Genomic DNA, 23,042 nt, shown 5'->3' on the forward strand with positions numbered 1-23,042 from the left:
AAATAAATAAGGTGCGCCGGGCGGGCCGCGCCCGCCAGCCTGGAACGCATGGCGTGGACGACGACCTCCGACCTCGATGCGTTCCAGGCCGCCGCGGGCGCGTTTCTGCGCGCCCGCCCGGTCCAGCACACCCTTCTCCTCACCGTCGTCTCCTCGCTGGCGGCGGCGGGCAGTAATCGTTACGGCGACCAGCCGCCGGTCTACGGCTGGTGGCGGGCGCCCTCGGGCGCCGTAGACGGTGCGTACGTCCGTACTCCGCCCCGTCCGCCGCTGCTCTCCGCCATGCCCGCCGAGGCCGCGGACGCGCTGGCCCGCACCCTCGCCGGGGCGGAGCAGCCGGCGGACCAGCGGGCGGACCGGCGGGCGGAGCAGCGGGCGGACCGGCCAGCGGAGCAGCCGCGGATCACCGGGGTGAACGGTGTGCGCCCCGTCGCCGAGGCCTTCGCGGACGCCTGGGCGCGGCACACCGGGGAGGTCCGCCGGGCCGACCACGTCCAGCGGCTGTACCGGCTGGACACCCTGACCCCGTCCGGGCCCGTATCACGGGGGTGGGCCCGGGCGGCCACCACCGCCGACCGCGATCTGCTGCTGAGCTGGTACGCGGCGTTCGGCCGCGACACCGGAGCGCTGCCCGAGGACGAGGTGGCGCGCGCGGTGGACGACCGGCTCAGCCACCACGGCGTCCTGCTGTGGGAGGTGGACGGCGAGCCGGTGGCCACCGCCGCGGTGAGCCGCGCGGTCGCGGCCACCGTCCGGGTCTCGTTCGTCTACACCCCGCCCGAGCTGCGCGGGCACGGTTACGGGGGTGCGGTCACGGCCGCGGTGAGCCGGGCGGCGCGCACGGCGGGAGCCGAGCGGGTGCTGCTCTTCACCGACCTGGCCAACCCCACCAGCAACGCCCTCTACCAGCGGATCGGCTACCGCCCGGTCGAGGATCATCTGCTGCTGACGTTCACCGGCGATCGCTGACGTTCACACCCCCTGAAAACGAGCTGAACAGACCCGGTGCCCCCTTCCGGAACAAGGTCGCCCATCGCGAGAGTTGTCACAGTGCAGCAGCACAACAGCACAGGCCATGGGGTGCCCGTCGCTCCCCATCACCCAGGAGGTGCCGTGACCGGTTCCAGCTCCCAGCGTGCCCGGCTCGCCGCAGCCCTGCGCCCCGCCGCCTTCGGGGCGGACCCGGCCGGGGAGCGGATGGAGCGCATCCGGAAGTCGCCGAACTTCGCGAACGGTGTGTTCACCAACCCCGGCGGCAACGGCCGCACGGCGCCCTCCGGCTCGATGCTGAAGTTCCTGCCCACGTACTTCCGCAAGGAGGACCGCATACGCCGGGCCCCCGCCGGGACCGTGCCGGTGTACCCCACCACCCTCGCCGAACTGGCCGCCCCGCCCGCCTCCGGGCTGCGGCTGACCTGGATGGGCCATTCCAGCGTGCTCGCCGAGATCGACGGGCGGCGGGTGCTGTTCGACCCGGTGTGGGGCCAGCGCTGTTCGCCCTTCGCATCCCTGGGGCCCAAGCGGCTGCACCCGGTCCCGGTGCCGCTCCGGGAGCTGGGGCCGGTGGACGCGGTGGTCATCTCCCATGACCACTACGACCACCTGGACATGCCCACGATCCGCGCGCTGGCGCGCACCGGGACGGTGTTCGTCGTCCCGCTCGGTGTCGGCGCGCACCTGGAGCGCTGGGGCATACCGGCGGACCGGATGACGGAGCTGGACTGGCACGAGTCCACCGATGTGGCCGGGCTGCTGCTCACCGCCACCCCCGCCCGCCACTTCTGCGGCCGCGCGCTGCGCAACACCCAGCACACGCTGTGGGCCTCCTGGGTGGTGGCCGGACCCGAGCACCGCATCTACCACAGCGGGGACACCGGGTACTTCCCCGGTTTCGCGGAGATCGGGGCGTCGTACGGGCCGTTCGACGCGACCATGATCCAGATCGGTGCCTACAGCGAGTTCTGGACGGACATTCATATGACGCCGGAGGAGGGCGTGCGCGCCCACCTCGACCTCCAGGGCGGCGAGCCCACCCGGGGGATCATGCTGCCGATCCACTGGGGCACCTTCAACCTGGCCCCGCACCCGTGGGAGGAGCCCGCCGAGGGCACCGTCACCGCGGCCCGGGCAGCGGGCGCGAGCGTGGCCGTGCCGCGCCCGGGGCAGCCCTTCGAGCCGGGGCCCGGGCTGCCACTGGAGACGTGGTGGCGAGCGGTGGCGGCGCCGGGCGCCGCCGGGGGCGCCCCCGAGGAGGTCCGTACGCCCACGCCTCCGGTCCGTACGTCGGATGGCGACACCGACCAGGCGGTGCCCATTCCGCAGGCGTAGTACGCGAGTTGAGTCGAAAGCCTTGTGGGTGGTGTGGCGTGCTCGCTTCAATGGTTAGGAAACATTCCTAACGGACGACTCAAGCGAACGGAGTCCCCCATGTCCAGAAGGATCGGCCTGACAGCGGCGGCCGTGGCGTTACCCGCCGCGCTGGTGTTCACGGGCATCGGAGTCGGAGTGGGCCAGGCGGCCATGCGTCCGGCCGCCGCCCCCGCCCCGTCCCCGGCCCACCAGACGGGTGTGGCGGCCAACCTGGACGATCCGGCCAAGAAGGAGATCGCCATGAAGCTGGTCTCCAGTGCCGAGAACTCCTCGCTGGACTGGCGCGGCCAGTTCAAGTACATCGAGGACATCGGCGACGGCCGCGGCTACACCGCCGGGATCATCGGCTTCTGCTCCGGCACCGGCGACATGCTGGAACTCGTCGAGTACTACACCGAGAAGAAGCCCGGCAACGTCCTCGCCAAGTACCTCCCCGCCCTGCGCAAGGTCAACGGCAGCGACTCCCACAGCGGCCTGGACCCCAATTTCACCAAGGACTGGAAGACGGCCGCCGCCGACAAGGTGTTCCAGGACGCCCAGGAGCACGAGCGCGACCGCGTCTACTTCAACCCGTCCGTCAAGCAGGGCAAGGATGACGGCCTGGGCACGCTCGGCCAGTTCATCTACTACGACGCGATCGTCATGCACGGCCCGGGCAGCAGCAAGTACAGCTTCGGCGGCATACGCAAGACGGCCATGTCCAACGCCAAGACCCCGGCGCAGGGCGGCAACCAGACCACGTACCTGAACGCCTTCCTCGACGCCCGCAAGAAGGCCATGCAGAGCGAGGAAGCGCACAGCGACACCAGCCGGGTCGACACCGCGCAGCGCGTCTTCCTCAACGCGAAGAACTTCGACCTGAACCCGCCGCTGAAGTGGAAGGTGTACGGCGAGTCCTTCGAAATCAACAGCTGACCGGACCGGGCTGGTACCTGGCCCTCCCCGTCCTCGCCCACCTCGACCCGGACGCGGTGCGCGGCGTCCGGGACGTGGTGCGCGGCGTCCGGGACGTGGCGTTCGCGCACCTCGGGCTGGAGGTCAGCGAGCCGCCGCAGCAACCAGCGCCCGCATGACCCGCAGGTCGTCCCCCGCCTCCGGGTGCCACTGCACGCCCAGCACGAAGCCCTCCGCGCCAGGCAGTTCCACCGCCTCCACCGTGCCGTCGTCCGACGCGTAGGCGCTGGCGATCAGGCCCTCGCCGAGGCGGTCCACCGACTGGTGGTGGTAGGTGGGTACGGAGAGGGGCTCCGGGAGGACCGTGCTCAGGAGGGTGCCGGGGACCGGTTTGACCTCGTGCTGGTCGAAGACGCCCGGCGGGCCCGCGTGGGCGTCCAGGTGTTGGTGGAGGGTGCCGCCCAGTGCCACGTTGAGGAGTTGGTGGCCCCGGCAGATGCCCAGCAGGGGGACGCCCGAGGACAGCGCCGCCTCGATCAGGGCGAGTTCCCATGTGTCGCGTTCGCGGGCGGGCGGGCCCGTCCGGGGATCGGGGTCGGCTCCGTACCGTACGGGCTCCACATCCGGGCCGCCGGAGATCACGACCGCGTCGAGGCGGGAGACCACGGCGGCCGCCGACCCACCGGCGGCGTCCGGGGGCAGCATCGCGGCCAGGCCCCCCGCGCGCTGGACGAGCCGGTGGTACCCGGCGGGGAGCAGGGCGGCCGGGAGGTTCCAGACGCCCCAGTGCGCCGTGGCTTCGAGGTAGGTGCTGATGCCGATCAGAGGAGGCAGAGGAGGCAAGGACGGGTCCAATCTCTCAGTCGCGGGACAGTTCGGCCTCGGCCTCCGCCAGCGCGGCGAACTCCTCCTCCGGCGCCGACGCGACCAGCCGGTGGCGGCTGTAGAAGGCGAAGTAGGCGAGCGCCACGGCGTAGACGCCGAGTGCGATGAAGGCCGCGTCCTTGTCCACCAGGAACGTGGCCAACAGCGCCAAGCAGGCCAGGACGAAGGCGATGGACGAGGTCACGAGGCCGCCGGGGGTGCGGTACGGGCGCGCGAGGCCCGGCTCACGGCGGCGCAGCACGATGTGGGAGAGCGACATCAGGGCGTACGAGATGGTGGCGCCGAAGACCGCGACGTTCAGCATCCGGGCGCCGTCGCCCGACCAGGCGGCGAGGCCGAAGCCGATGGCGCCGGGGACGAGCAGGCCCAGGTAGGGGGCCTTGCGGCGGCTGGTCAGGGAGAGGAAGCGGGGCAGGTATCCGGCCCGGGAGAGGGCGAACAGCTGCCGCGAACCGGCGAAGATCAGGGAGAAGAAGGAAGCGACCAGACCGGCCAGACCCGCGTAGTTGACGACGCGGGACAGCGTGGTGGGCTCACCGTCCGGCTGCAGCGCCTCGACCAGCGGGTTGCCCGCGTCCTGCACGGCGTCCGGGCCGCGCGCGCCGGTCGCGGCGAGGAAGGTGAGCAGGGCCAGGAGCAGCAGGATGCCCATCGAAGCGGCCATTGCCTTGGGCAGCGTGCGCGCGGGCTCGCGGGTCTCCTCGGCCGCGAGCGGAACGCCCTCAACCCCCAGGAAGAACCACATGCCGAAGGGGAACGCCGCCCAGATGCCGAGCAGTCCGAACGGCAGCCAGGAGTTGGCGCCGAACGCCGAGTGGTCGACCGCGATGTCGTTCAGCGAGCCCGAGTCGAACTCGGTGAAGGCGGCGACGGCGAAGATCAGCAGCGCGGCGACGGCGATAACGGTCACGACGAGGCTGAACCGCAGGGCCTCGCCCACGCCCCACAGATGGATCCCGATGAAGATCGCGAAGCAGGCGAGATAGACCGGCCAGCCCGACTCCAGGCCGAAGAGGCCGAGCGATTCGACGTAGTCGCCGATGAAGATGGAGATGGCGGCGGGTGCGAGGACGTATTCGATGAGGATCGCCGTGCCGGTGAGGAACCCGCCCCAGGGGCCGAGGGCGCGCCGCGCGAAGCCGTAGCCGCCGCCCGCGGTGGGGAGGATCGCGGCCAGTTCGGCGAGGGCGAAGACCATGCAGGTGTACATCAGGCCCATGAGCACGGCGGCGATGGCCAGTCCGCCGAAGCCGCCCTCCGCGAGGCCGAAGTTCCAGCCGGAGAAGTCGCCGGAGACCACATAGGCGACGCCGAGACCGGTCAGCAGCAGCGGACCCGCGCTGCCGCGCCGCAGAGTGCGCCGCTCCAGGTAGCCGGATCCGCCGGGTTCATTGGGGTCGCCGGGATCGGGGGAGGTGGTGCGGGCGGTCTCGGTTCCTTCGGCCATGTCAGCCATGGGCACTCCTGGCTTCGCACGAGAGGGGACGGGCGCAAACGGGGGTGGGGATTGGTGTGGTGGCATACCTTTGCCGCAGGGAGTGGGTCCGCGCAAGACCCTCCGCCGAAAAACAGGGCTAGGGGGTGTCCTGCCGATCAGGCCGGATCAGCGAGCGGCGTCTGGTGCAGGGGGCGCCTCCCAGCGGTAGCTGGGGGAGGCGCGGAGTGCGACGAGCGCGGCGTCGCGAGGTGCCGTGCCAGGCGTCGGGAGCCCGGCATGACCGGCAAGACACCCCCTACGGCAGGAACCCGCGCAGCAGCGCCGCCGTGCCCTCGCAGTGCTCCCGCATCACCTCGCGCGCCCCGTCCGCGTCCCCGTCCAGCACCGCCTCGACCAGCGCGCCGTGCTGGGCCTGGGAGTGCTCCAGGTTCCGTACCAGCAGCGGGATGCAGTCCAGCAGATCGTTGACGGTGGCGCGGACGGCCGCGTACTGGGCGGCCAGCGAGGGCGAGCCCGCCAGCTCCGCCAGGGTCAGGTGCAGCATCGTGTCCAGCCGCCGGTAGTCGGCCAGCGGGGCGTCGCGGGTCGCGTCCAGGGCCGCGCGCAGCCGCGCGGTCTGGCCGCCGTCCAGGCCGTGCGCGGCGCACAGCCCGGCCGCGCCGACCTCCAGGACCTCCCGGAAGCGCAGCGTGTCCTCGACGTCCACCGCCTCGATCCGCCGCCGCAGCTCGTCCTCGCCGCCCGCGGCGGGCTCCGGCCGGGCCCGTACGAAGGTGCCGCCGTACCGGCCGCGGCGGCTCTCCACGATCCCCTGGTCCTGGAGCACCTTCAGCACCTCGCGCAGGGTCACCCGGCTGATCCGCAGCCGCTCCGCCAGCTCGCGCTCGGCCGGGAGGCGGTCGCCGTCGGGGACCAGCCCCAGCCGTACGACCTGGAGTATCTGCTCCAGCGCCTCCTCGAAGCCGTTTCCGGCGCGCACCGGGCGCAGCACCGGCGCCAGCCGGTCACCGCTCCCGCCCGCGCCGACGCTCCCGCTCGCACTCCCGCTCATGGAACTCCCGCTCATGGAACCGTCCGCACCTCCTTCCCAATCAATGGTCTGCGGTATTACCTTAAGGCCACCCCGAGCCCCCACACCCGTCCGAAAGTCCGGAAGCCAGGAGGCACCACCGTGGCAGACCGCACGCCCCCGCTCTCGGTCGACGAGCTGACCAGGCTCGTCGCCGCCGGGGAGATCGACACCGTCGTCCTGGCCTTCACCGATATGCAGGGCAGACTGCAGGGCAAGAGGTTCGCCGCCCAGTTCTTCCTGGACGACGCCCTGGAGCACGGCACCGAGGGCTGCAACTACCTGCTCGCCGTCGACGCCGACATGAACACCGTCGGCGGCTACGCCATGTCCTCCTGGGAGCGCGGCTACGGCGACTTCGCCCTCCACGGCGACACCGCCACCCTGCGCCGCACCCCCTGGAACCCCGGCACCGCGATGCTCACCGCGGACCTCGCCTGGCACGACGGCTCGCCCGTCGCCGCCTCCCCGCGGCAGATCCTGCGCCGCCAGCTCGACCGGCTCGCGGAGCGCGGCTGGACCGCGTACGCCGGGACCGAGCTGGAGTTCATGGTCTTCAATAACACCTACGAACAGGCCTGGGACAGTGGCTACCGCGGGCTGACCCCCGCCAACCAGTACAACGTCGACTACTCCATCCTCGGCACCGGCCGCGTCGAACCCCTGCTGCGCCGCATCCGCAACGAGATGGGCGCCGCCGGAATGACCGTCGAGTCGGCCAAGGGCGAGTGCAACCTCGGCCAGCACGAGATCGCCTTCCGCTACGACGACGCGCTGACCACCTGCGATCAGCACGTCATCTACAAGACCGGTGCCAAGGAGATCGCCGCCCAGGAGGGCACGGCGCTCACCTTCATGGCCAAGTACGACGAGCGCGAGGGCAACTCCTGCCACATCCACCTCTCGCTGCGCGACGAGGCCGGGCACCCCGTGTTCGCGGACGACGAGGGCCCGTACGGCATGTCGAAGACCATGCGCCACTTCCTGGCCGGGCAGATCGCCGCGCTGCGCGACTTCACCCTCCTCTACGCGCCCAACATCAACTCTTACAAGCGCTTCCGGCCGGGTTCCTTCGCGCCCACCGCCGTCGCCTGGGGCCCGGACAACCGCACCTGCGCGCTGCGCGTCATCGGCCACGGCCAGGCGCACCGGTTCGAGAACCGCCTCCCCGGCGGCGACGTCAACCCGTACCTCGCCGTCGCCGGAATGGTGGCGGCCGGGCTGTACGGGATCGAGCACGAGCTGGAGCTGCCCGAGGTCTGTACCGGCAACGCCTACACCGGCGACGCCGACCACGTGCCGACCTCGCTGCGCGACGCCGCCGACCTGTGGCAGGCCAGCCCCATAGCGCGGGCCGCCTTCGGCGACGAGGTGGTCGAGCACTACCTCAACATGGCCCGCGTCGAGCAGGAGGCGTACGACACCGCCGTCACCGACTGGGAACGCTTCCGGTCCTTCGAGCGCATGTGAGGAACCACCGAGTGAGCACCGAACACCCCCACGAGCACCACATCCTCAACCCGGCCACCGAGGAGGTCATCGCCACCGTCCCGGCCGCCACCGCCGGCGACGTGGACGCCGCCGTCGCCCGCGCCGCCACCGCCCAGCGCGGCTGGGCCGCCCTCGCCCCCGCCGACCGGGCCCGGCTGCTGCGCCGCTTCGCCGCCACCGTGGACGACCACCTCGGGGAACTCGCCGCGCTGGAGGTCCGCGAGGCGGGCCACCCCATCGGCAACGCCCGCTGGGAGGCGGGCAACGTCCGCGATCTGCTGGAGTACGCGGCCGGGGGCGTGGAGCGGCTGAGCGGCGCCCAGATCCCGGTCGCGGGCGGCCTGAACGTCACCTTCCACGAACCGCTCGGCGTGGTCGCCGTCATCGCGCCGTGGAACTTCCCGATGCCGATCGCCGGGTGGGGCACCGCGCCCGCCCTCGCCGCGGGCAACGCCGTCCTCCTCAAGCCCGCCGAGACCACCCCGCTGACCGCCCTCCGGCTCGCCGAACTCGCCCTCGCGGCCGGGCTGCCCGAGGGGCTGTTCCAGGTGCTGCCCGGCGCCGGGCCGGTGGCCGGGGCCGCGCTGGTCGAGCACCCGGGCGTGGCCAAGGTGGTCTTCACCGGGTCGACGCCCGTCGGCAAGGAGATCATGGCGAAGTGCGCGGCGGGCGTGAAGCGCGTGACGCTCGAACTCGGCGGCAAGAGCCCCAACATCGTCTTCGCCGACGCCGACATCGAGGCGGCGGCGGCCGCGGCGCCCGGCTCGTTCCTGGACAACACCGGCCAGGACTGCTGCGCCCGCAGCCGGATCCTGGTCCAGCGCCGCGTCTACGACCGGTTCATGGAGCTGCTGGAGCCCGCCGTACGGTCCTTCGCGGTCGGCGATCCGGCCGACCCCGCCACCGCCATGGGCCCGCTGATCTCGGCCGCGCAGCGGGAGCGCGTACGGTCCTACGTCCCCGAGGACGCGCCCGCCGCCATCCGCGGCGAGGCCCCCGGCGGCAAGGGCTTCTGGTACCCGGCGACCGTCCTGGAGGCCACCGCGCCCGGTGACCAGACCGCCCGCACCGCCGTGGAGGAGATCTTCGGCCCGGTGGCCGTCGTCCTCCCCTTCGAGGACGAGGCCGACGCCGTACGGCTGGCCAACGCCACCGACTACGGCCTCTCCGGCTCGATCTGGACCCGCGACGTGGGCCGCGCGCTGCGCGTCTCGCGCGCCGTCGCGGCCGGGAACCTGTCCGTCAACTCGCACAGCAGCGTGCGCTACGCGACCCCGTTCGGCGGCTACAAGCAGTCCGGTCTCGGCCGGGAGCTGGGCCCCGACGCCCTGACCGCCTTCACCGAGACCAAGAACGTGTTCATCAGCACCGAGAAAAGCACCGAGGAGCAGTGACGTGAGCAAGAGCGAAACCGACACCCCCGTGTGCCGCCGCCTGGTGGGCCGTACCGCGGTCATCACCGGAGCGGGCAGCGGCATCGGCCTGGCCACCGCGCGCCGCTTCGCCTCCGAGGGCGCGCACGTCGTCTGCGCCGACATCGACGAGTCCGCGGGCAAGGCCGCGGCCGACGAGGTCGGCGGGCTCTACGTCCAGGTGGACGTGACCGACCAGGAGCAGGTCGAGGCGCTGTTCCAGACCGCGTACGACACCTACGGCTCGGTCGACGTGGCGTTCAACAACGCGGGCATCTCGCCGCCCGACGACGACTCGATCCTCACCACCGGCCTTGACGCCTGGAAGCGGGTCCAGGAGGTCAACCTCACCTCCGTCTATCTGTGCTGCAAGGCCGCGCTGCCCCATATGCGGCGCCAGGGCCGGGGCTCCATCATCAACACGGCGTCCTTCGTGGCCGTGATGGGCGCCGCGACCTCGCAGATCAGCTACACCGCCTCCAAGGGCGGCGTGCTGGCGATGTCGCGCGAGCTGGGCGTGCAGTTCGCGCGCGAGGGCATCCGGGTCAACGCGCTGTGCCCGGGGCCGGTCAACACCCCGCTGCTGAAGGAGCTGTTCGCGAAGGACCCGGAGCGGGCGGCGCGGCGTCTGGTGCACGTACCGGTGGGGCGGTTCGCCGAGCCGGAGGAGATCGCGTCCGCGGTCGCCTTCCTGGCCAGCGACGACTCGTCGTTCATCAACGCGGCCGAGTTCCTGGTGGACGGCGGCATCGCCGGAGCGTACGTCACCCCGCTGTAGCCCCGCCGCGGACCGCTTTGTGGCCGGGCGCGCAGTCCGCGCAACCCCGGTGTACGGAGTCGATCCGTGGCCATAGGGTGACCGCGTGAGCATGAACACGCCCCCGGGCTGGTATCCCGATCCCGGTTACACAGGTAACGGCCCCGCGCTGCATCGGTGGTGGGACGGGTCCACCTGGACCGAGTACACGCGCGACGCCACCGCCCCGGCGGACTCGCCCTTCGGCCCGCCGCCCGTGCCCGGCTATCTGCCCGGCCAGGACGGCGGCCGGGGGCTCGGCCGCGGCCCCCGGGTCGCGGTGCTCGCGCTGTCCGTGGGGGCCGTGGTCGCCGCGATCATCGGCGGCATCGTGCTGCTGGGCGACAGCGGGGACAGCGGCGACGGCGACCAGGCGAACCCGCTGCCGACCGCCCCCGCCCCGCCCGGAGGCGGCGACGACGCCCCCTCGGACGCCCCGTCCGGCCTGCCCACCGACGGCCCCAGCGCGCCGCCCACCGACGATCCGAGTACCGCCCCGGACGCCGCGAGCGGCATCACCCTGCCCGTGCTGGCGGGCTGGCAGGCGGGCCGCAGCAGCGCCGGCGGCGCGGGCGTGACCACCTCGCGCTACCCGTGCCCGAACGACCCCTCCACCGACTGCGTACGCGGCGGTGCCTTCTCCCGGACCGCCAGCGGCTTCGAGGCGGACACCGCCAAGGGCATCGCCGAGGAGGACATAGCCCAGAACGCCGAGGAGTCCTACGGCACGGACGACGACACCGACCGCAAGGCGTACGGCGGGATCACCTCGCACAAGCCGCTCAAGGAGGAGGCGGTCGACGTCGCGGGGGAGAAGGGCTATCTGGTGCGCTGGAAGGTGGTGACGAAGAAGGGCGACGACGGATACGTCCAGTCGCTCGCCTTCCCGTCACCCACGGTCCCCGACACCATGGTCCTGGTGCGCTTCGGCTTCGACGTGAGCGACAAGGCGCCGCCGCTCGGCGACATGGACAAGATCGTCAAGGGCATCGAGGCGCTGGCGGGCGACGGCCGGTCGATCTAGCCGTACCCGGCGCCGTTCGGAGTCAGAGAAAGGTGCGGCCCTCGCCCCGGTACGTCGGTACGGAGTCCACCACCCGGTCGTCCTCGACGAGGTGCAGCGTCGCGAAACGCTCGCACAGCTCACCGGCCTTGGCGTGCCGGAACCACACCTTGTCGCCGATCAGCAGATCGTCGGCGGGCGTGCCCAGCAGCGGGGTCTGCACCTCGCCCGGGCCCTCCTGCGGGTCGTAGGCCAGTCCTTCCGGCAGATACGGCACCGGCAGCCGGTCCGGGCCCGCCGCCCCGGACGCCGGGTAGCCGCCGCCCAGTACGGTCACCACGCCCACGCCCGGGCGGCGCACCACGGGCTGGGCGAAGAGGGCGGCCGGGCGGCCGCGGAAGGACGTGTAGTTGTCGAACAGCCGCGGCTGGTAGAGCCCGGACCCGGCGGCGATCTCCGTCACCGCGTCCTCGGCGGCGGTGTGCTGCACGCTGCCCGTGCCGCCGCCGTTGACGAACTCCAGGTCCGCCACTTCCCGGACCGCCCGGACCGCCGCCGCCCGGCGGGCCGCCAGCTCCCGGCGCGCCGTGCTCTGCATCAGCCGGATCGCGCGGGAGCGTAGCGGACGGCCGCTCACCGCGTCGCCGACCCCGGCCACATGGCCCTCGTAGCCCATCAGACCGACCAGCCGGAAGCCGGGGCGGCGCTCGACCGCCCGCGCCAGCGCGGCCAGCTGCTCGGGGGTGCGCAGCGGTGAGCGCAGCGCGCCGACGCGGATCCGGCCGCCCAGCAGCCGCAGCGAGGTGTCCAACTCCAAACAGACCCGGACCACTTCGGTCCCGGCGCGCACGCTTTCGATCAGGTCGAGCTGGCTGACGTCGTCCACCATCACGGTCACGGCGGCGGCGAGCTTGGGGTCGCTGGTCAGGGTGGCGTAGCCGTCCCGGTCGGTGGACGGGTAGGCGAGCAGGACGTCGTCGAAGCCCTCGCGGGCCAGCCACAGGGACTCCGCGAGCGTGAAGCTCATGATGCCCGCGAAGCCGTCCCGGGCCAGGACCCGTTCCAGCAGCGCCCGGCACCGCACCGACTTGCTGGCGACCCGGATCGGCTTGCCTCCCGCCCGGCGTACCAGGTCGCGTGCGTTGTCGTCGAAGGCCCTCAGGTCGACAATCGCCACAGGCGCTTCGAGATGGGAGGTGGCCCGGTCGTAACGGGCCCGGTCAGCGGCGGAAGCGGACATGCGGTGAAGCTTGCCAGACCGTGATTACCGCTGGGTAGAGGGCAGCCGATGCGGAGGGTGCCCGGTGCCCCGTAGAGTGTCGCGCACGCCATGACCGGCAGGTCAGCGGCGTGATGTCCGTATTCGGGCCCGCCTGCCCGAAAGGCGGTGGGGCGGCGCGGCGAACCGGACGGAGCGACGTGGGCCAGGTCTCGATGGGCGCGAGGGGGTGCCGGTGAGCGCGGACGCGGAACAGGCGCACTCTTCTCGTCGTACGCCCCCACCTCGCCCTGTGCACCCTCCGCGCACCGCGCCCACGCCCCGGTCCGCGCCCCCATCGCGCAACCTCACCCCGCCCGGCACCCCGTCCGGCTTCTTCGGGCCCCCGCCCCGTGTCGGGCCACCGCCCCGCGTCGGGTCGCCCGGCTTCGGCCCCCCTGATTTCGGCCCCCCTGGTTTCGTACCTGACCCGGACACGCCCGTGCTCGGCGTCCCGCCGAAGGTCCCCTTCCCCCGGGGCGCCACCCGCGGCGGAGCGAACCCGGGTCGTCCCGGCGGCCGGTACGCCCCCGCCGAGGACCCGACCCGCGTACCGCCGCGCCCCGCCACCCCGCCGAGCGCCGGAACCGGCCACCACCGCCCGCGCAGCCGCACGGTGGCCGCCGCCGTCGCCCTCGTCCTCGGCCTCGGGCTGCTCGGCGGCGCCGCCGCGGGCACCTGGCTGGGCGACAGCCCCGACGCGGCGCACTCGACCGCCGACAGCTACGCCACCGCGCGCGCCGCCTGGCACAGCGCCCCGGTGGACGACCTCTTCCCCCGCACCCTGCGCGGCAAGGGCGACGGCCCCGGCGGCGCCGACCGCCTCTGGACCCGGATCGCGGTCGCCCCCGACACCAGCTGCGGTGGCGGCTTCGACCCGCTGCTCACCAAGGCGCTCTCCCCGGTGGGCTGTGAACGCCTGCTGCGCGCCACCTACACCGACGCCACCAGCACCAGCGTCACCACGGTCGGCCTGCTGATCACCTCGGCCGACCCCGCCGGGATGAAGGCCCTGCGGGAGCGCTTCACCGCCGACAAGCTGGACGAACGCACCGACCTGATGCCCCGTCCGTACGCCAGGAAGGGCACCGCCGCGGCCCGCTTCGGCGACGACCAGCGGGCGAGCTGGCACATCCGCGTCCTGACCGACGCGCCCGCCGTCCTCTTCTCGGTCTCCGGCTTCGCCGACGGCCGCGAGGTCACCGACCCGCAGTCGGCGGCCGAGGCGACCCGGCGCGGCGCGACCTCCGCCCCCGCCCAGTCCGGCCTCGGCAACGACGCCCGCGGCATCGCCGACGCGACCGAGGACGCCTTCCGCCGCGCCCTGTCCCGGGCCCCGGAGCAGGGGAGCGGCTCATGAAGACCGCGCGCCGCGTCGCCGTGAGCCTCGCCGCCGCCGGGCTCACCCTGATACCCGTCACCCCCGCACAGGCCGACGGCATCCAGGCCCAGGAGTGGGCGCTCGACGCCCTCCACACCCGCCAGGCGTGGCGGACCACCCAGGGCGCGGGAACGACCGTCGCCGTCCTGGACACCGGCGTCGACGACCAGCACCCCGACCTCAAGGGGCAGGTGCTGCCCGGCAAGGACCTCATCGGCTTCGGCGCCGAGCGCGGCGACCGCCCCTGGGCCCGGCACGGCACCGCGATGGCGGGCATCGTCGCCGCCAGCGGACACGGCGCGGACGACAGCGAGGGCGTCATGGGGGTCGCGCCCAAGGCCAAGATCCTTCCGGTGCGGGTGATCCTGGAAGACGGCGACCCGCAGCGCGCCAAGGCCCGCAGCTCCCGGGGCGGCGCGCTCGCGAAGGGCATCCGCTGGGCCGCCGACCACGGCGCCGACGTGATCAACCTGTCCCTCGGCGACGACAGCGCCTCGGCCCACCCCGAGCCCGCCGAGGACGCCGCCGTGCAGTACGCGCTGCGCAAGGGCTCCGTCGTGGTCGCCTCCGCGGGCAACGGCGGCGACAAGGGCGACCGCGTCTCCTACCCGGCCGCCTACCCCGGCGTGATCGCGGTGACCGCCGTCGACCGCTACGGCAACCGCGCCGCCTTCTCCACCCGCCGCTGGTACGCCACCGTCGCCGCGCCCGGCGTCGACGTGGTCATAGCCGACCCCGACAAGCGCTACTACGAGGGCTGGGGCACCAGCGCCGCCGCCGCCTTCGTCTCCGGCGCCGCCGCCCTCGTCCGCTCCGCCCACCCCGATCTGAGCCCGCGCCAGGTCCGGCAGCTGCTGGAACAGACCGCCCGGAGCCGCCCCTCCGGTGGCCACAGTGACGAGCTGGGCGCGGGCGTGGTGGACGCGGCGGCAGCCCTCAGGGCAGCCGCGAAAACCACACCCGAACCCCAGCAACCCGCCGCCGCGTCATCCCCCCGCCGCTTCTTCGGCTCCGGCCCCACCTCCATCGGTGTCTCCGGCGACGACGCCGGGCTGAACGAGACGGCCCTGTTCGCCGCCCTCGCCGGGGCGGCCCTGGTGGCGGCCGCGATCACCCTGTGGCGAGGCAAGGGCCCCCTGCCCACCCCACGCGCCCTACGCCGCTTCACGGCACGCTGAGCGCGCCGCCGGGCGGCTTGGCTACGACGCGTCCCTACGCCCGCAGCCCGGTAGCCGCGCCTACGGCGGCCCGCGCCGCCTGCTCCACCAGGGCCACGCCGGTGTTCATGTTCTTGCTGCCGTCGGAGAGCACCGCCACCAGATAGGTGCGGCCGCTCGCGGAGACCTGGCCGATGCTGTTGACGTCCCACAGGCCGGTGGTGCTGCGCGGCAGCCAGCCGTTCTTGAGGCGGGTGCCCGCGCCCGCGTCGGCGGCGGCCGAGACGCCCCAGTCCTGGCCGCTGGTTATCCGGCCCATCAGCTGCCGGATGTACGCCTGGGAGTCCGCGTTCAGCGCCGAGCCGTCGCCGAACACCGCGCGCAGCAGCTTCAGCTGATCCGCCGCGGTGGTCCGGGTCAGCCCCCACAGGCCCGCCCGGCCGCCGTGGGTGCGGGTGAGGCCCAGGCGGTGCTGCGCCGCGTCGAGGCCGTCGGCGCCGCCGATCACCTTCCACAGGGCGGTCGCCGCCTTGTTGTCGCTGTGCTCGATCATCACGGTGGCGGCGTCGCGCTCCTTCGCGGTCAGCCCGCGCCGCTCGTCCTGCGTCTTGAGCAGCAGCGACGCGAGGATGCCGACCTTGACGATGCTCGCCGTGTCGTACGCGCGGTTGCCGTACGTCGCGCTCGCCCCCGACCGGGTGTCCAGGAGGGCCACCGCGAACTCCCCGTCGCACTCGCGCGTCACCGGGGCCAGCGCGTGGGTGAGCGCCGTACGGAGCGTACGGGCCGATGCGGCGGGCGGTGCCGCCGAGGCCGTCGAGGGCGTCACGGCCCCGGTCACCCGCTCCATGCCGCCTCCCTGGATGTCGCCCGCCGCACACCGCGGCCCGGCGCTCGGCCGCAGCTCGGTCTTCGCCGGTGCACTGGTGGTGGCCGCCCCGCACCCCAGCAGGGTCGCCGCGAGCGCCGTCACGGTCGCGATCACGGCCGGGCGGCGCGCTCTGCGACCGGGGCCGCGGCCCCGGTCCATCCCTGTTTCCATCCCCCCAGACGTGTCGGTCTTCATGGAGGGCGAGGCTAGACGGCCCCGCCGCACGACGGGGGCCAAGGTGATGAACAACCCATGAGAAAGACCTCACGGCGGCCCCGATACCCTCGTGGAGTGGCGCTCAAGAACATTCCCGACCCCGGCTTCTCCGGCGACGACGGCTCCGCCGACGCCCGCCTGACCGCGGCGCTCGCCGCCTGGGCCGACGACCGCACCGCCGAACCCGAGGTGCTGGCCGCCCTCACCGAGGCGCGGCTGCTCGTGCCCGTGGTCGCGCTCCTCGGCGAGGTGGAAGAAGGCCCCGACGGACTGCGGCGCGAGAAGACGAGCGACATGGCGGTGCCCACGCTGGAGGCACCCGGCGGCCGCCGCGCCCTGCCCGCCTTCACCTCGCTGGAGACCCTGGCCCGCTGGCGCCCGGACGCCCGGCCCGTCGCCGTACCGCTGCGGCAGGCGCTGGAGGCGGCCGCGCACGAGAAGGCCGACACCGTGGTGCTGGACCTCGCCGGGCCGGTGCCGTACCAGCTCACCGGGCCCGCCCTGCTCGCCCTCGCCGAGGGCCGGACCAGCGCCGATCCGCTGGCCGACCCCGCGGTCGCCGAGGCGGTACGGACCGTGCTGGCCGCCGAACCGGAGGTCGTACGGGCCCATCTCGCCCCGGCCGCCGACGCCGACGGCATGCTGGCGCTCGCCCTGGACCCGCACGCCCCGGCACGCGAGACGGCGCAGCGGGTGGCGGGCGCGCTCGCCGCCGATGAGACGCTGCGGGCCCGGCTGGTGCGCGGGCTGACCCTGGCACTGCTGCCGCCGGACGCGACGGTGCCCGGGGAACCCCTCTTCAGCCGCTGACCCCGGCCCGCCGAAACCGTCGCTGACCTGCGACGGAGCGATCACCGGCAGGCGAAATCCCCCGATACGCCCCACAATGCATAGGGCAACTGGCGGTCCGAGCGATGCGAGGAGAACGCCATGGAGACGAGAACGGTCGTATCGGAGTTCACCGGAACCGCGCTGCTGGTCCTCTTCGGAGTCGGTTCCCTGGTCCTGGCGGGCGACTACATCAACGCCGTCGGCATCTCGCTCGCCTTCGGCTTCATCCTCATCGCGGTCTCCTACGCGTTCGGCCGCGTCTCGGGCTGCCACATCAACCCGGCGGTGACCCTGGGCGTGCTGCTGGCCGGGCGGATCGACATCCGCCGGGCCGCCGAGTACTGGATCGCGCAGCTGGTCGGCGGGATCGTCGGCGCCGCCGTGCTCTTCCTGCTCGCCAAGCAGGTGCCGAGGCTGCGTACGGACGACGCGTTCGGCAGCAACGGCTACGGCGGCCGGTCCCCGGTGGGCATCGGAGCGGGCGGGGCCTTCCTCGCCGAGGTACTGCTCACGTTCCTGCTGGTCTTCGTCTTCCTCACGGTGACGCAGAAGCTGGCGATGACCGGGATCGAACCCGTGCCGGTGGGGCTCGCGCTCGCCGCCGTCAACCTGGTCGGCATCCCGCTGACCTGGACGTCCGTCAACCCGGCGCGCAGTCTCGGCCCGGCGCTGTTCGCGGGCGGCGGGGCGCTCTCCCAGCTGTGGGTGTTCCTGATCGCGCCCCTGGTCGGCGGGGTGCTCGCGGCCGTCGTCCACCGGTTCACCCACCTCCACCCGGCGGCCCAGGCCGAGGAGCAGACCACGGAGCCGCGGCCCGGCCCGTGGGGCCGGATGCGCGGCGGGCACCGCCCCGAGACGGGCGGCCCCGAGGCGAAGGGCCCGGAGGCGGCGTGACCCGGGGCCGCGTCGCCCCTGACGGAGAGACCGGCCCGGTCCCGGTTACGGGGAGACCGACCCGGTGACGAGAAGACCGGGCCGGTCACGGAACGACCCGGCCGGTCAGGGGTAGACGGGGCCGGTGAACTTCTCGCCCGGCCCCTGCCCCGGCTCGTCCGGGACGGCCGACGCCTCACGGAAGGCCAGCTGAAGCGACTTGAGGCCGTCCCGCAGCGGGGCCGCGTGGAAGGAGCTGATCTCGGTGGCGCTCGCCGTGATCAGGCCGGCGAGCGCGCTGATCAGCTTGCGCGCCTCGTCCAGGTCCTTGTGCTGCGGGCCCTCCTCGGCCAGCCCCAGGTTCACCGCCGCGGCGCTCATCAGGTGCACCGCGACCGTGGTGATCACCTCGACCGCGGGTACGTCCGCGATGTCACGGGTCATGCGGTCGAAGTCGGGGGTCGGCTGCCCGCTGTTGGCGTCGCTCATGGTGGTCGAAGGCTCGCTTCCTGGTGGATGATGGGCTCCACCCTAGGACGCCGCTCGAGGACCGCTCGTACCGGTCGGGGGAACCGGGTGTGTGACATGGGCGACGAGTCCCCGGTGGTCGTCCGGCACCCGTCGTGTGAGCATCCCGCGCGGGTCCTGGTATCGTAGATAAATGACCGGCCGGTCACTCGCGTGTCCGGCCCACAAGTGGAGGCTCCGCACTCCCACCTCCCGACCTCAGGTCGGCAGGTCATCGGTCAGGCTGCGCCCCGCGGTGACATCGCGGCGGTGCTCCCGGTCAGTGAGGAGCCCCGCATGTGTACCGTCCGGGGCATTTTGTGTTTCCTCGGCTCGGTGGTCTCTATACAGACGTAACGCGGCAGTCCGCCAGGCGGTCGCGTGGTGCAACCGAGGAGGATCCATCAGCGCCGAGCCCCGCATCAACGACCGGATTCGCGTCCCCGAGGTGCGACTCGTCGGTCCCAGCGGCGAGCAGGTCGGCATTGTGCCGCTTGCCAAGGCCCTGGAGCTTGCGCAGGAGTACGACCTCGACCTCGTCGAGGTGGCGGCGAACGCTCGCCCGCCGGTCTGCAAGCTCATGGACTACGGAAAGTTCAAGTACGAGTCGGCCATGAAGGCCCGTGAAGCGCGCAAGAACCAGGCGCACACGGTCATCAAGGAGATGAAGCTCCGGCCGAAGATCGACCCGCACGACTATGACACCAAGAAGGGTCACGTCGTCCGGTTCCTCAAGCAGGGCGACAAGGTCAAGATCACGATCATGTTCCGTGGCCGTGAGCAGTCCCGGCCGGAGCTCGGCTTCCGGCTGTTGCAGCGGCTCGCCGAGGACGTCCAGGAGCTGGGCTTCGTGGAGTCCAACCCCAAGCAGGACGGCCGGAACATGATCATGGTTCTCGGTCCGCACAAGAAGAAGACCGAGGCGATGGCCGAGGCCCGTGAGGCCCAGGCCGCCCGCAAGGCCGAGCGCCAGGGCGCCGGCCACGCGGACGAAGCCGCCGAGGAGCCCGCCGAGGAGCACGCCGAGGCGTGACCGCGAGGCGCGAGCCTCGACCGCCCGCCCGTACGGGACTCTGCCGGTCCCGGACACCAACCGAAACACAGGACGCTTCCGTACGCCGGATCGCGGTACCCGCCGCGCCCCGGCCGCCCGGACAGCGCCCCCGACGAGGAGTGAACGGCGACATGCCGAAGAACAAGACGCACAGCGGTGCCAGCAAGCGTTTCAAGGTCACCGGCTCCGGCAAGGTCATGCGCCAGCGCGCCGGTCGCCGCCACCTTCTCGAGCACAAGCCGTCCACGCTGACGCGCCGCCTGGCCGGTAAGACCGAGATGGCCCCCGCCGACGCCAAGAAGATCAAGAAGCTTCTCGGCAAGTGACGCACCCGCCCCGCCGAACCGGCGGGGCGCGCGTCAGGCCGACCGGGACCTATTCGTTTCCGGGCCGTGTGAGTCAACCGCGGCCCCGTACAAGGAGTTAAACAAGTGGCACGCGTCAAGCGGGCAGTCAACGCCCACAAGAAGCGCCGGGCGATCCTCGAGCAGGCCAGCGGCTACCGGGGCCAGCGCTCCCGCCTGTACCGCAAGGCCAAGGAGCAGGTCACCCACTCTCTGGTCTACAACTACAACGACCGCAAGAAGCGCAAGGGCGACTTCCGGCAGCTGTGGATCCAGCGCATCAACGCCGCTGCCCGCGCCAACGGCATGACGTACAACCGCTTCATCCAGGGTCTGAAGGCCGCCAACATCGAGGTGGACCGTAAGATCCTCGCCGACCTCGCGGTCAACGACGCCAACGCGTTCGCCGCGCTGGTCGATGCGGCGCAGAAGGCGCTGCCGAGTGACGTCAACGCCCCGAAGGCGGCCTGACCTCACGCGGACGGACCCGCAGGTGCCCCTCGGCACCTGCGGGTCCGCGCGTGTCGGCACCCCCGCCGGTGCCCCGGGGCTGCGTTGCCGGGTGCGGCCCGGGGGCCGGGTGTCGGCGTTCGCCGGTGGGCCTTGCGGCCTCGTCGCCGGGTGCGGGCCGGTGGCCGGGTTGTGCCCACCCGTTCCTCCCCCAGCTACCGCTGGGAGGTGCCCCCCGCGGAACGATTGCCCACAACCGGGCCGCGGCGGTTGTGCCTGTCCGGCAACCAGGCGCCAGCGGCGTAGGCGCGACGCGCACTGCCCCGCGCTGCGGGGCGACGTACCGGCTGTTTCCTCACCGCCCGGTTGGCCCGGTGCGGGGCCTCCTTCCGCGCCCGGAACCCGGGGGTCCGGGGGTTTCCCCCGGTTTCGGGGAGGGGCGGGGTGGGGGAGACACCCGGCCGCACCCACCACCACACCGCGACACGAGAAGGCGCACCCCATGGCGACCCCCGAGCTGACGTCCCTGCGATCGCCGCGCGTCACCGCGGCCAGACGGCTCGCCAAGCGCAGCTTCCGCGGCAAGGAGCGCCGGTTCATCGTGGAGGGCCCACAGGCCGTCCGCGAGGCCATCGCACACCTGGTCGAGGTGTACGCGACCCCCGAGGCGGCGGACCGCCACACCGGCATCGTGGAGGCCGCCCACGCCGCCCGCATCCCGGTCCTGACCGCCTCCGACGAGGTGATCGCGGAGATGTCCGACACGGTCACCCCCCAGGGCATCGTCGGCCTCTGCCGCTTCCTGGACTCGCCGTTCGAGGAGATCCTGCGGGCCCGCCCCCGCCTGGTCGCCGTGCTGGCGAACGTCCGCGACCCGGGCAACGCCGGAACCGTGCTGCGGTGCGCGGACGCCGCCGGGGCGGACGCGGTCGTGTTCACGGACGCCTCCGTGGACCCGTACAACCCCAAGGCGGTGCGCGCCTCCGTGGGCTCGCTCTTCCACCTTCCGGTGGCCACCGGCGTCCCCGTCGCGCAGGCCGTCGACGGCCTGCGCACGGCCGGAGCGCGGGTGCTGGCCGCGGACGGGGCGGGGGAACGGGACCTGGACGCGGAGCTGGACGACGGGGTGCTCGGCGCGCCCACCGCCTGGATCTTCGGCAACGAGGCCTGGGGCCTGCCGGAGGCTACCCGCGCACTCGCGGACGAGGTGGTGCGCGTTCCGATCCACGGCAGAGCCGAAAGCCTCAACCTCGCGACGGCCGCCGCCGTGTGCCTCTACGCCTCCGCTCGTGCGCAGCGCGCTCCCACAGGGTGCCGTTCCGTGACCGGGACCTAGTAGGGTTTGCCCCCACACGAGGCCCAGGAGGGGGTGTGGGGATGGACGTCAGGACCTCCGGCGCCGGGGCGGCCGCGGCCGATGCCCACGCGCCCGGACGGACGCTGCCGAGCCCCGGCGGACACGACCGCCGGGAGCCCGGGACGGAGCGCGGCGGCGAGCGCGAGCGCGGCGGGCCCGACCCGTACGAGGCGCTGGCCGCGCTCGGCCTGCACCCGGACGATCTGCCGGACGGCCTGGTGGTCGCCGACGAGACGGGCCACGTCACCTGCTTCAACGCGGCGGCGGGCCGCATCACCGCCATCCGCCCCGCGGACGCCATCGGCCAGCGGCTGGAGCGCGCGCTTCCGTTAGAGGACCTGGACGGCCGGCGCTGGTGGGCGCTGACCGATCCGTACGGAGGGCTGGCCACCCGTGTCGGCCAGCCCGAGCGCAATCTGCTGTTGCCCGGCGGCCACGAGGTCCTGGTCTCGGCCCGTTACGTACGCGAGCGGCCGACCGGACCCGTGCGCCGCCTCGTAGTTTCCCTGCGCGGTACCGAGGCCCGACGGCGCACCGAGCGCAGCCACGCCGAGCTGATCGCGACCGTGGCGCATGAGCTGCGGTCCCCGCTGACCTCCGTGAAAGGTTTCACGGCCACCCTGCTGGCGAAGTGGGAGCGGTTCACCGACGACCAGAAGCGGCTGATGCTGGAGACGGTCGACTCCGACGCCAACCGCGTCACCCGCCTGATCGCCGAGCTGCTGGACATCTCCCGGATCGACTCCGGCCGCCTGGAGGTGCGCCGCCAGCCGGTCGACGTCGCCGCCGCCGTACGCCGCCATGTGCAGGCGCTCAGCTCGGCCGGACAGACCGCCGAACGGTTCCTGATCAAGGTGCGGGGTCCGCTGCCCGGTCTGTGGGCCGATCCGGACAAGATCGACCAGGTGCTGGGCAACCTGCTGGAAAACGCGGTGCGCCACGGCGAGGGAACCGTCACCATCGAGGTGGCCCCCGCACCGCACCGCCCCGCGGCGGACGGCCCTGTCGTCGAGAGGACCGCCATCACCGTGAGCGACGAAGGCGCCGGTATCCCGGAGGAGTCGATGAGCCGCGTGTTCACCCGCTTCTGGCGGGGCAGCAAGCGCGGTGGCACCGGCCTCGGGCTCTACATCGTCAAGGGCATCGTCGAGGCGCACGGCGGTGCGATCACCGTCGGACGGGCCGCCGGGGGCGGCGCCGAGTTCCGATTTACGTTGCCCGTGGGCACCCCGGCCTATCTGGCCTGACCGTCCCCACGGGCTTCCCGCGCAACAGCGGACACCCCGCGCCCCTTAGACTCGGGCCTTGGCACCTTTGGCGTACCCATGTGGTCGCTCTCTGGTCGCAAGCGTCGCAGCCGTCAAGCGGGGCCGCGCAGATGGGGG

At 73.0% G+C, this 23,042-nt stretch carries 22 protein-coding genes; 16 read left to right on the forward strand and 6 right to left on the reverse strand.

Translation table 11 applies throughout. The features are described from left to right. The first annotated feature begins 48 nt into the window (after positions 1-48). The 3 genes from ACZ6CL_RS32530 to ACZ6CL_RS32540 all read left to right on the forward strand — a co-directional run bounded on the left by ACZ6CL_RS32530 (position 49) and on the right by ACZ6CL_RS32540 (position 3,285). Positions 49-969: a GNAT family N-acetyltransferase gene (locus ACZ6CL_RS32530; RefSeq protein ID WP_468942346.1), complete on the forward strand. Its 921-nt coding sequence runs from the start codon at positions 49-51 to the stop codon at positions 967-969. A 144-nt stretch (positions 970-1,113) separates the two neighbouring features. After that, complete coding sequence (locus ACZ6CL_RS32535) at positions 1,114-2,328, forward strand: MBL fold metallo-hydrolase (RefSeq protein WP_468942349.1); 1,215 nt, start codon at positions 1,114-1,116, stop codon at positions 2,326-2,328. Positions 2,329-2,427: 99 nt separating this feature from the next. After that, entirely contained in the window at positions 2,428-3,285 is an 858-nt protein-coding gene (locus tag ACZ6CL_RS32540) for a chitosanase (protein ID WP_468942351.1), read from the forward strand. Between the two features lie 123 nt (positions 3,286-3,408). On the opposite strand, the gene ACZ6CL_RS32545 is transcribed toward ACZ6CL_RS32540, so the two are convergent. From ACZ6CL_RS32545 to ACZ6CL_RS32555, 3 genes are all read right to left on the reverse strand, one after another. After that, the gene (locus ACZ6CL_RS32545) at positions 3,409-4,107 is read right to left on the reverse strand and encodes a gamma-glutamyl-gamma-aminobutyrate hydrolase family protein (protein ID WP_468942354.1); all 699 of its coding nucleotides are present in this window, start codon (positions 4,105-4,107) and stop codon (positions 3,409-3,411) included. Positions 4,108-4,123: 16 nt separating this feature from the next. Beyond that, positions 4,124-5,596, reverse strand: coding sequence for an ethanolamine permease (eat, locus tag ACZ6CL_RS32550; protein WP_468942518.1), 1,473 nt, complete (start codon positions 5,594-5,596; stop codon positions 4,124-4,126). A 286-nt stretch (positions 5,597-5,882) separates the two neighbouring features. Further along, positions 5,883-6,653 carry a FadR/GntR family transcriptional regulator gene (locus tag ACZ6CL_RS32555; protein ID WP_468942357.1) on the reverse strand — a complete coding sequence of 257 codons (771 nt, stop codon included), beginning with the start codon at positions 6,651-6,653 and terminating at the stop codon, positions 5,883-5,885. A gap of 105 nt (positions 6,654-6,758) precedes the next feature. Here ACZ6CL_RS32555 and ACZ6CL_RS32560 point away from each other — a divergent pair, with 105 nt between their 5' ends. From ACZ6CL_RS32560 to ACZ6CL_RS32575, 4 genes are all read left to right on the forward strand, one after another. Continuing rightward, complete coding sequence (locus tag ACZ6CL_RS32560; RefSeq protein WP_468942359.1) at positions 6,759-8,126, forward strand: glutamine synthetase family protein; 1,368 nt, start codon at positions 6,759-6,761, stop codon at positions 8,124-8,126. A gap of 11 nt (positions 8,127-8,137) precedes the next feature. After that, a complete protein-coding gene (locus tag ACZ6CL_RS32565) occupies positions 8,138-9,541 on the forward strand; it encodes an aldehyde dehydrogenase family protein (protein WP_468942362.1) in 1,404 nt (467 codons plus the stop codon). A gap of 1 nt (position 9,542) precedes the next feature. Next, positions 9,543-10,337: a 3-oxoacyl-ACP reductase gene (locus ACZ6CL_RS32570; protein ID WP_468942364.1), complete on the forward strand. Its 795-nt coding sequence runs from the start codon at positions 9,543-9,545 to the stop codon at positions 10,335-10,337. A 91-nt stretch (positions 10,338-10,428) separates the two neighbouring features. Next, a complete protein-coding gene (locus tag ACZ6CL_RS32575; RefSeq protein ID WP_468942519.1) occupies positions 10,429-11,379 on the forward strand; it encodes a DUF2510 domain-containing protein in 951 nt (316 codons plus the stop codon). Between the two features lie 22 nt (positions 11,380-11,401). Here ACZ6CL_RS32575 and ACZ6CL_RS32580 read toward each other — a convergent pair whose 3' ends face one another. Beyond that, the gene (locus ACZ6CL_RS32580; RefSeq protein ID WP_468942366.1) at positions 11,402-12,598 is read right to left on the reverse strand and encodes an amino acid deaminase/aldolase; all 1,197 of its coding nucleotides are present in this window, start codon (positions 12,596-12,598) and stop codon (positions 11,402-11,404) included. Between the two features lie 460 nt (positions 12,599-13,058). On the opposite strand from ACZ6CL_RS32580, the gene ACZ6CL_RS32585 reads away from it, so the two are divergent. After that, entirely contained in the window at positions 13,059-13,976 is a 918-nt protein-coding gene (locus ACZ6CL_RS32585; protein WP_468942369.1) for a hypothetical protein, read from the forward strand. Beyond that, the gene (gene mycP / locus ACZ6CL_RS32590) at positions 13,973-15,175 is read left to right on the forward strand and encodes a type VII secretion-associated serine protease mycosin (protein ID WP_468942370.1); all 1,203 of its coding nucleotides are present in this window, start codon (positions 13,973-13,975) and stop codon (positions 15,173-15,175) included. The genes ACZ6CL_RS32585 and mycP overlap by 4 nt, the downstream gene beginning before the upstream one ends. A gap of 34 nt (positions 15,176-15,209) precedes the next feature. Here the strand turns inward: mycP and ACZ6CL_RS32595 are convergent, their stop codons facing one another. Then, the gene (locus ACZ6CL_RS32595) at positions 15,210-16,220 is read right to left on the reverse strand and encodes a serine hydrolase (protein ID WP_468942372.1); all 1,011 of its coding nucleotides are present in this window, start codon (positions 16,218-16,220) and stop codon (positions 15,210-15,212) included. 96 nt (positions 16,221-16,316) lie between these two features. On the opposite strand from ACZ6CL_RS32595, the gene ACZ6CL_RS32600 reads away from it, so the two are divergent. After that, a complete protein-coding gene (locus tag ACZ6CL_RS32600) occupies positions 16,317-17,051 on the forward strand; it encodes an SseB family protein (RefSeq protein ID WP_468942374.1) in 735 nt (244 codons plus the stop codon). 120 nt (positions 17,052-17,171) lie between these two features. After that, positions 17,172-17,966, forward strand: a complete 795-nt coding sequence (locus ACZ6CL_RS32605) for an MIP/aquaporin family protein (RefSeq protein ID WP_468942376.1) — start codon at positions 17,172-17,174, stop codon at positions 17,964-17,966. 105 nt (positions 17,967-18,071) lie between these two features. On the opposite strand, the gene ACZ6CL_RS32610 is transcribed toward ACZ6CL_RS32605, so the two are convergent. Then, positions 18,072-18,434 carry a DUF1844 domain-containing protein gene (locus ACZ6CL_RS32610; RefSeq protein ID WP_385442679.1) on the reverse strand — a complete coding sequence of 121 codons (363 nt, stop codon included), beginning with the start codon at positions 18,432-18,434 and terminating at the stop codon, positions 18,072-18,074. Positions 18,435-18,855: 421 nt separating this feature from the next. On the opposite strand from ACZ6CL_RS32610, the gene infC reads away from it, so the two are divergent. The 5 genes from infC to ACZ6CL_RS32635 all read left to right on the forward strand — a co-directional run bounded on the left by infC (position 18,856) and on the right by ACZ6CL_RS32635 (position 22,904). Further along, on the forward strand, positions 18,856-19,485 hold the full coding sequence (infC, locus tag ACZ6CL_RS32615) for a translation initiation factor IF-3 (protein ID WP_468942521.1): 630 nt from the start codon (positions 18,856-18,858) through the stop codon (positions 19,483-19,485). A 152-nt stretch (positions 19,486-19,637) separates the two neighbouring features. Continuing rightward, positions 19,638-19,832, forward strand: coding sequence for a 50S ribosomal protein L35 (gene rpmI / locus ACZ6CL_RS32620; RefSeq protein ID WP_385442681.1), 195 nt, complete (start codon positions 19,638-19,640; stop codon positions 19,830-19,832). Positions 19,833-19,937: 105 nt separating this feature from the next. Beyond that, positions 19,938-20,321, forward strand: a complete 384-nt coding sequence (rplT, locus tag ACZ6CL_RS32625) for a 50S ribosomal protein L20 (RefSeq protein ID WP_468942378.1) — start codon at positions 19,938-19,940, stop codon at positions 20,319-20,321. A 481-nt stretch (positions 20,322-20,802) separates the two neighbouring features. After that, entirely contained in the window at positions 20,803-21,636 is an 834-nt protein-coding gene (locus tag ACZ6CL_RS32630; protein ID WP_468942380.1) for a TrmH family RNA methyltransferase, read from the forward strand. Positions 21,637-21,677: 41 nt separating this feature from the next. Next, positions 21,678-22,904 carry a sensor histidine kinase gene (locus tag ACZ6CL_RS32635; protein WP_468942383.1) on the forward strand — a complete coding sequence of 409 codons (1,227 nt, stop codon included), beginning with the start codon at positions 21,678-21,680 and terminating at the stop codon, positions 22,902-22,904. Positions 22,905-23,042 lie beyond the last annotated feature (138 nt).

The organism is Streptomyces sp. NPDC041200 (assembly GCF_055591805.1).

What these genes read in the sequence shown, in the direction of transcription:
- ACZ6CL_RS32530 (WP_468942346.1), top strand. Translation starts at nt 49, where the DNA reads ATGGCGTGGACGACGACCTCCGACCTCGATGCGTTCCAGGCCGCCGCG.
- ACZ6CL_RS32540 (WP_468942351.1), top strand. Translation starts at nt 2,428, where the DNA reads ATGTCCAGAAGGATCGGCCTGACAGCGGCGGCCGTGGCGTTACCCGCC.
- eat (WP_468942518.1), bottom strand. Translation starts at nt 5,596, where the DNA reads ATGGCCGAAGGAACCGAGACCGCCCGCACCACCTCCCCCGATCCCGGC.
- ACZ6CL_RS32555 (WP_468942357.1), bottom strand. Translation starts at nt 6,653, where the DNA reads ATGAGCGGGAGTTCCATGAGCGGGAGTGCGAGCGGGAGCGTCGGCGCG.
- ACZ6CL_RS32575 (WP_468942519.1), top strand. Translation starts at nt 10,429, where the DNA reads ATGAACACGCCCCCGGGCTGGTATCCCGATCCCGGTTACACAGGTAAC.
- ACZ6CL_RS32580 (WP_468942366.1), bottom strand. Translation starts at nt 12,598, where the DNA reads ATGTCCGCTTCCGCCGCTGACCGGGCCCGTTACGACCGGGCCACCTCC.
- mycP (WP_468942370.1), top strand. Translation starts at nt 13,973, where the DNA reads ATGAAGACCGCGCGCCGCGTCGCCGTGAGCCTCGCCGCCGCCGGGCTC.
- ACZ6CL_RS32595 (WP_468942372.1), bottom strand. Translation starts at nt 16,220, where the DNA reads ATGAAGACCGACACGTCTGGGGGGATGGAAACAGGGATGGACCGGGGC.
- ACZ6CL_RS32605 (WP_468942376.1), top strand. Translation starts at nt 17,172, where the DNA reads ATGGAGACGAGAACGGTCGTATCGGAGTTCACCGGAACCGCGCTGCTG.
- ACZ6CL_RS32610 (WP_385442679.1), bottom strand. Translation starts at nt 18,434, where the DNA reads ATGAGCGACGCCAACAGCGGGCAGCCGACCCCCGACTTCGACCGCATG.
- rpmI (WP_385442681.1), top strand. Translation starts at nt 19,638, where the DNA reads ATGCCGAAGAACAAGACGCACAGCGGTGCCAGCAAGCGTTTCAAGGTC.
- ACZ6CL_RS32630 (WP_468942380.1), top strand. Translation starts at nt 20,803, where the DNA reads ATGGCGACCCCCGAGCTGACGTCCCTGCGATCGCCGCGCGTCACCGCG.
- ACZ6CL_RS32635 (WP_468942383.1), top strand. Translation starts at nt 21,678, where the DNA reads ATGGACGTCAGGACCTCCGGCGCCGGGGCGGCCGCGGCCGATGCCCAC.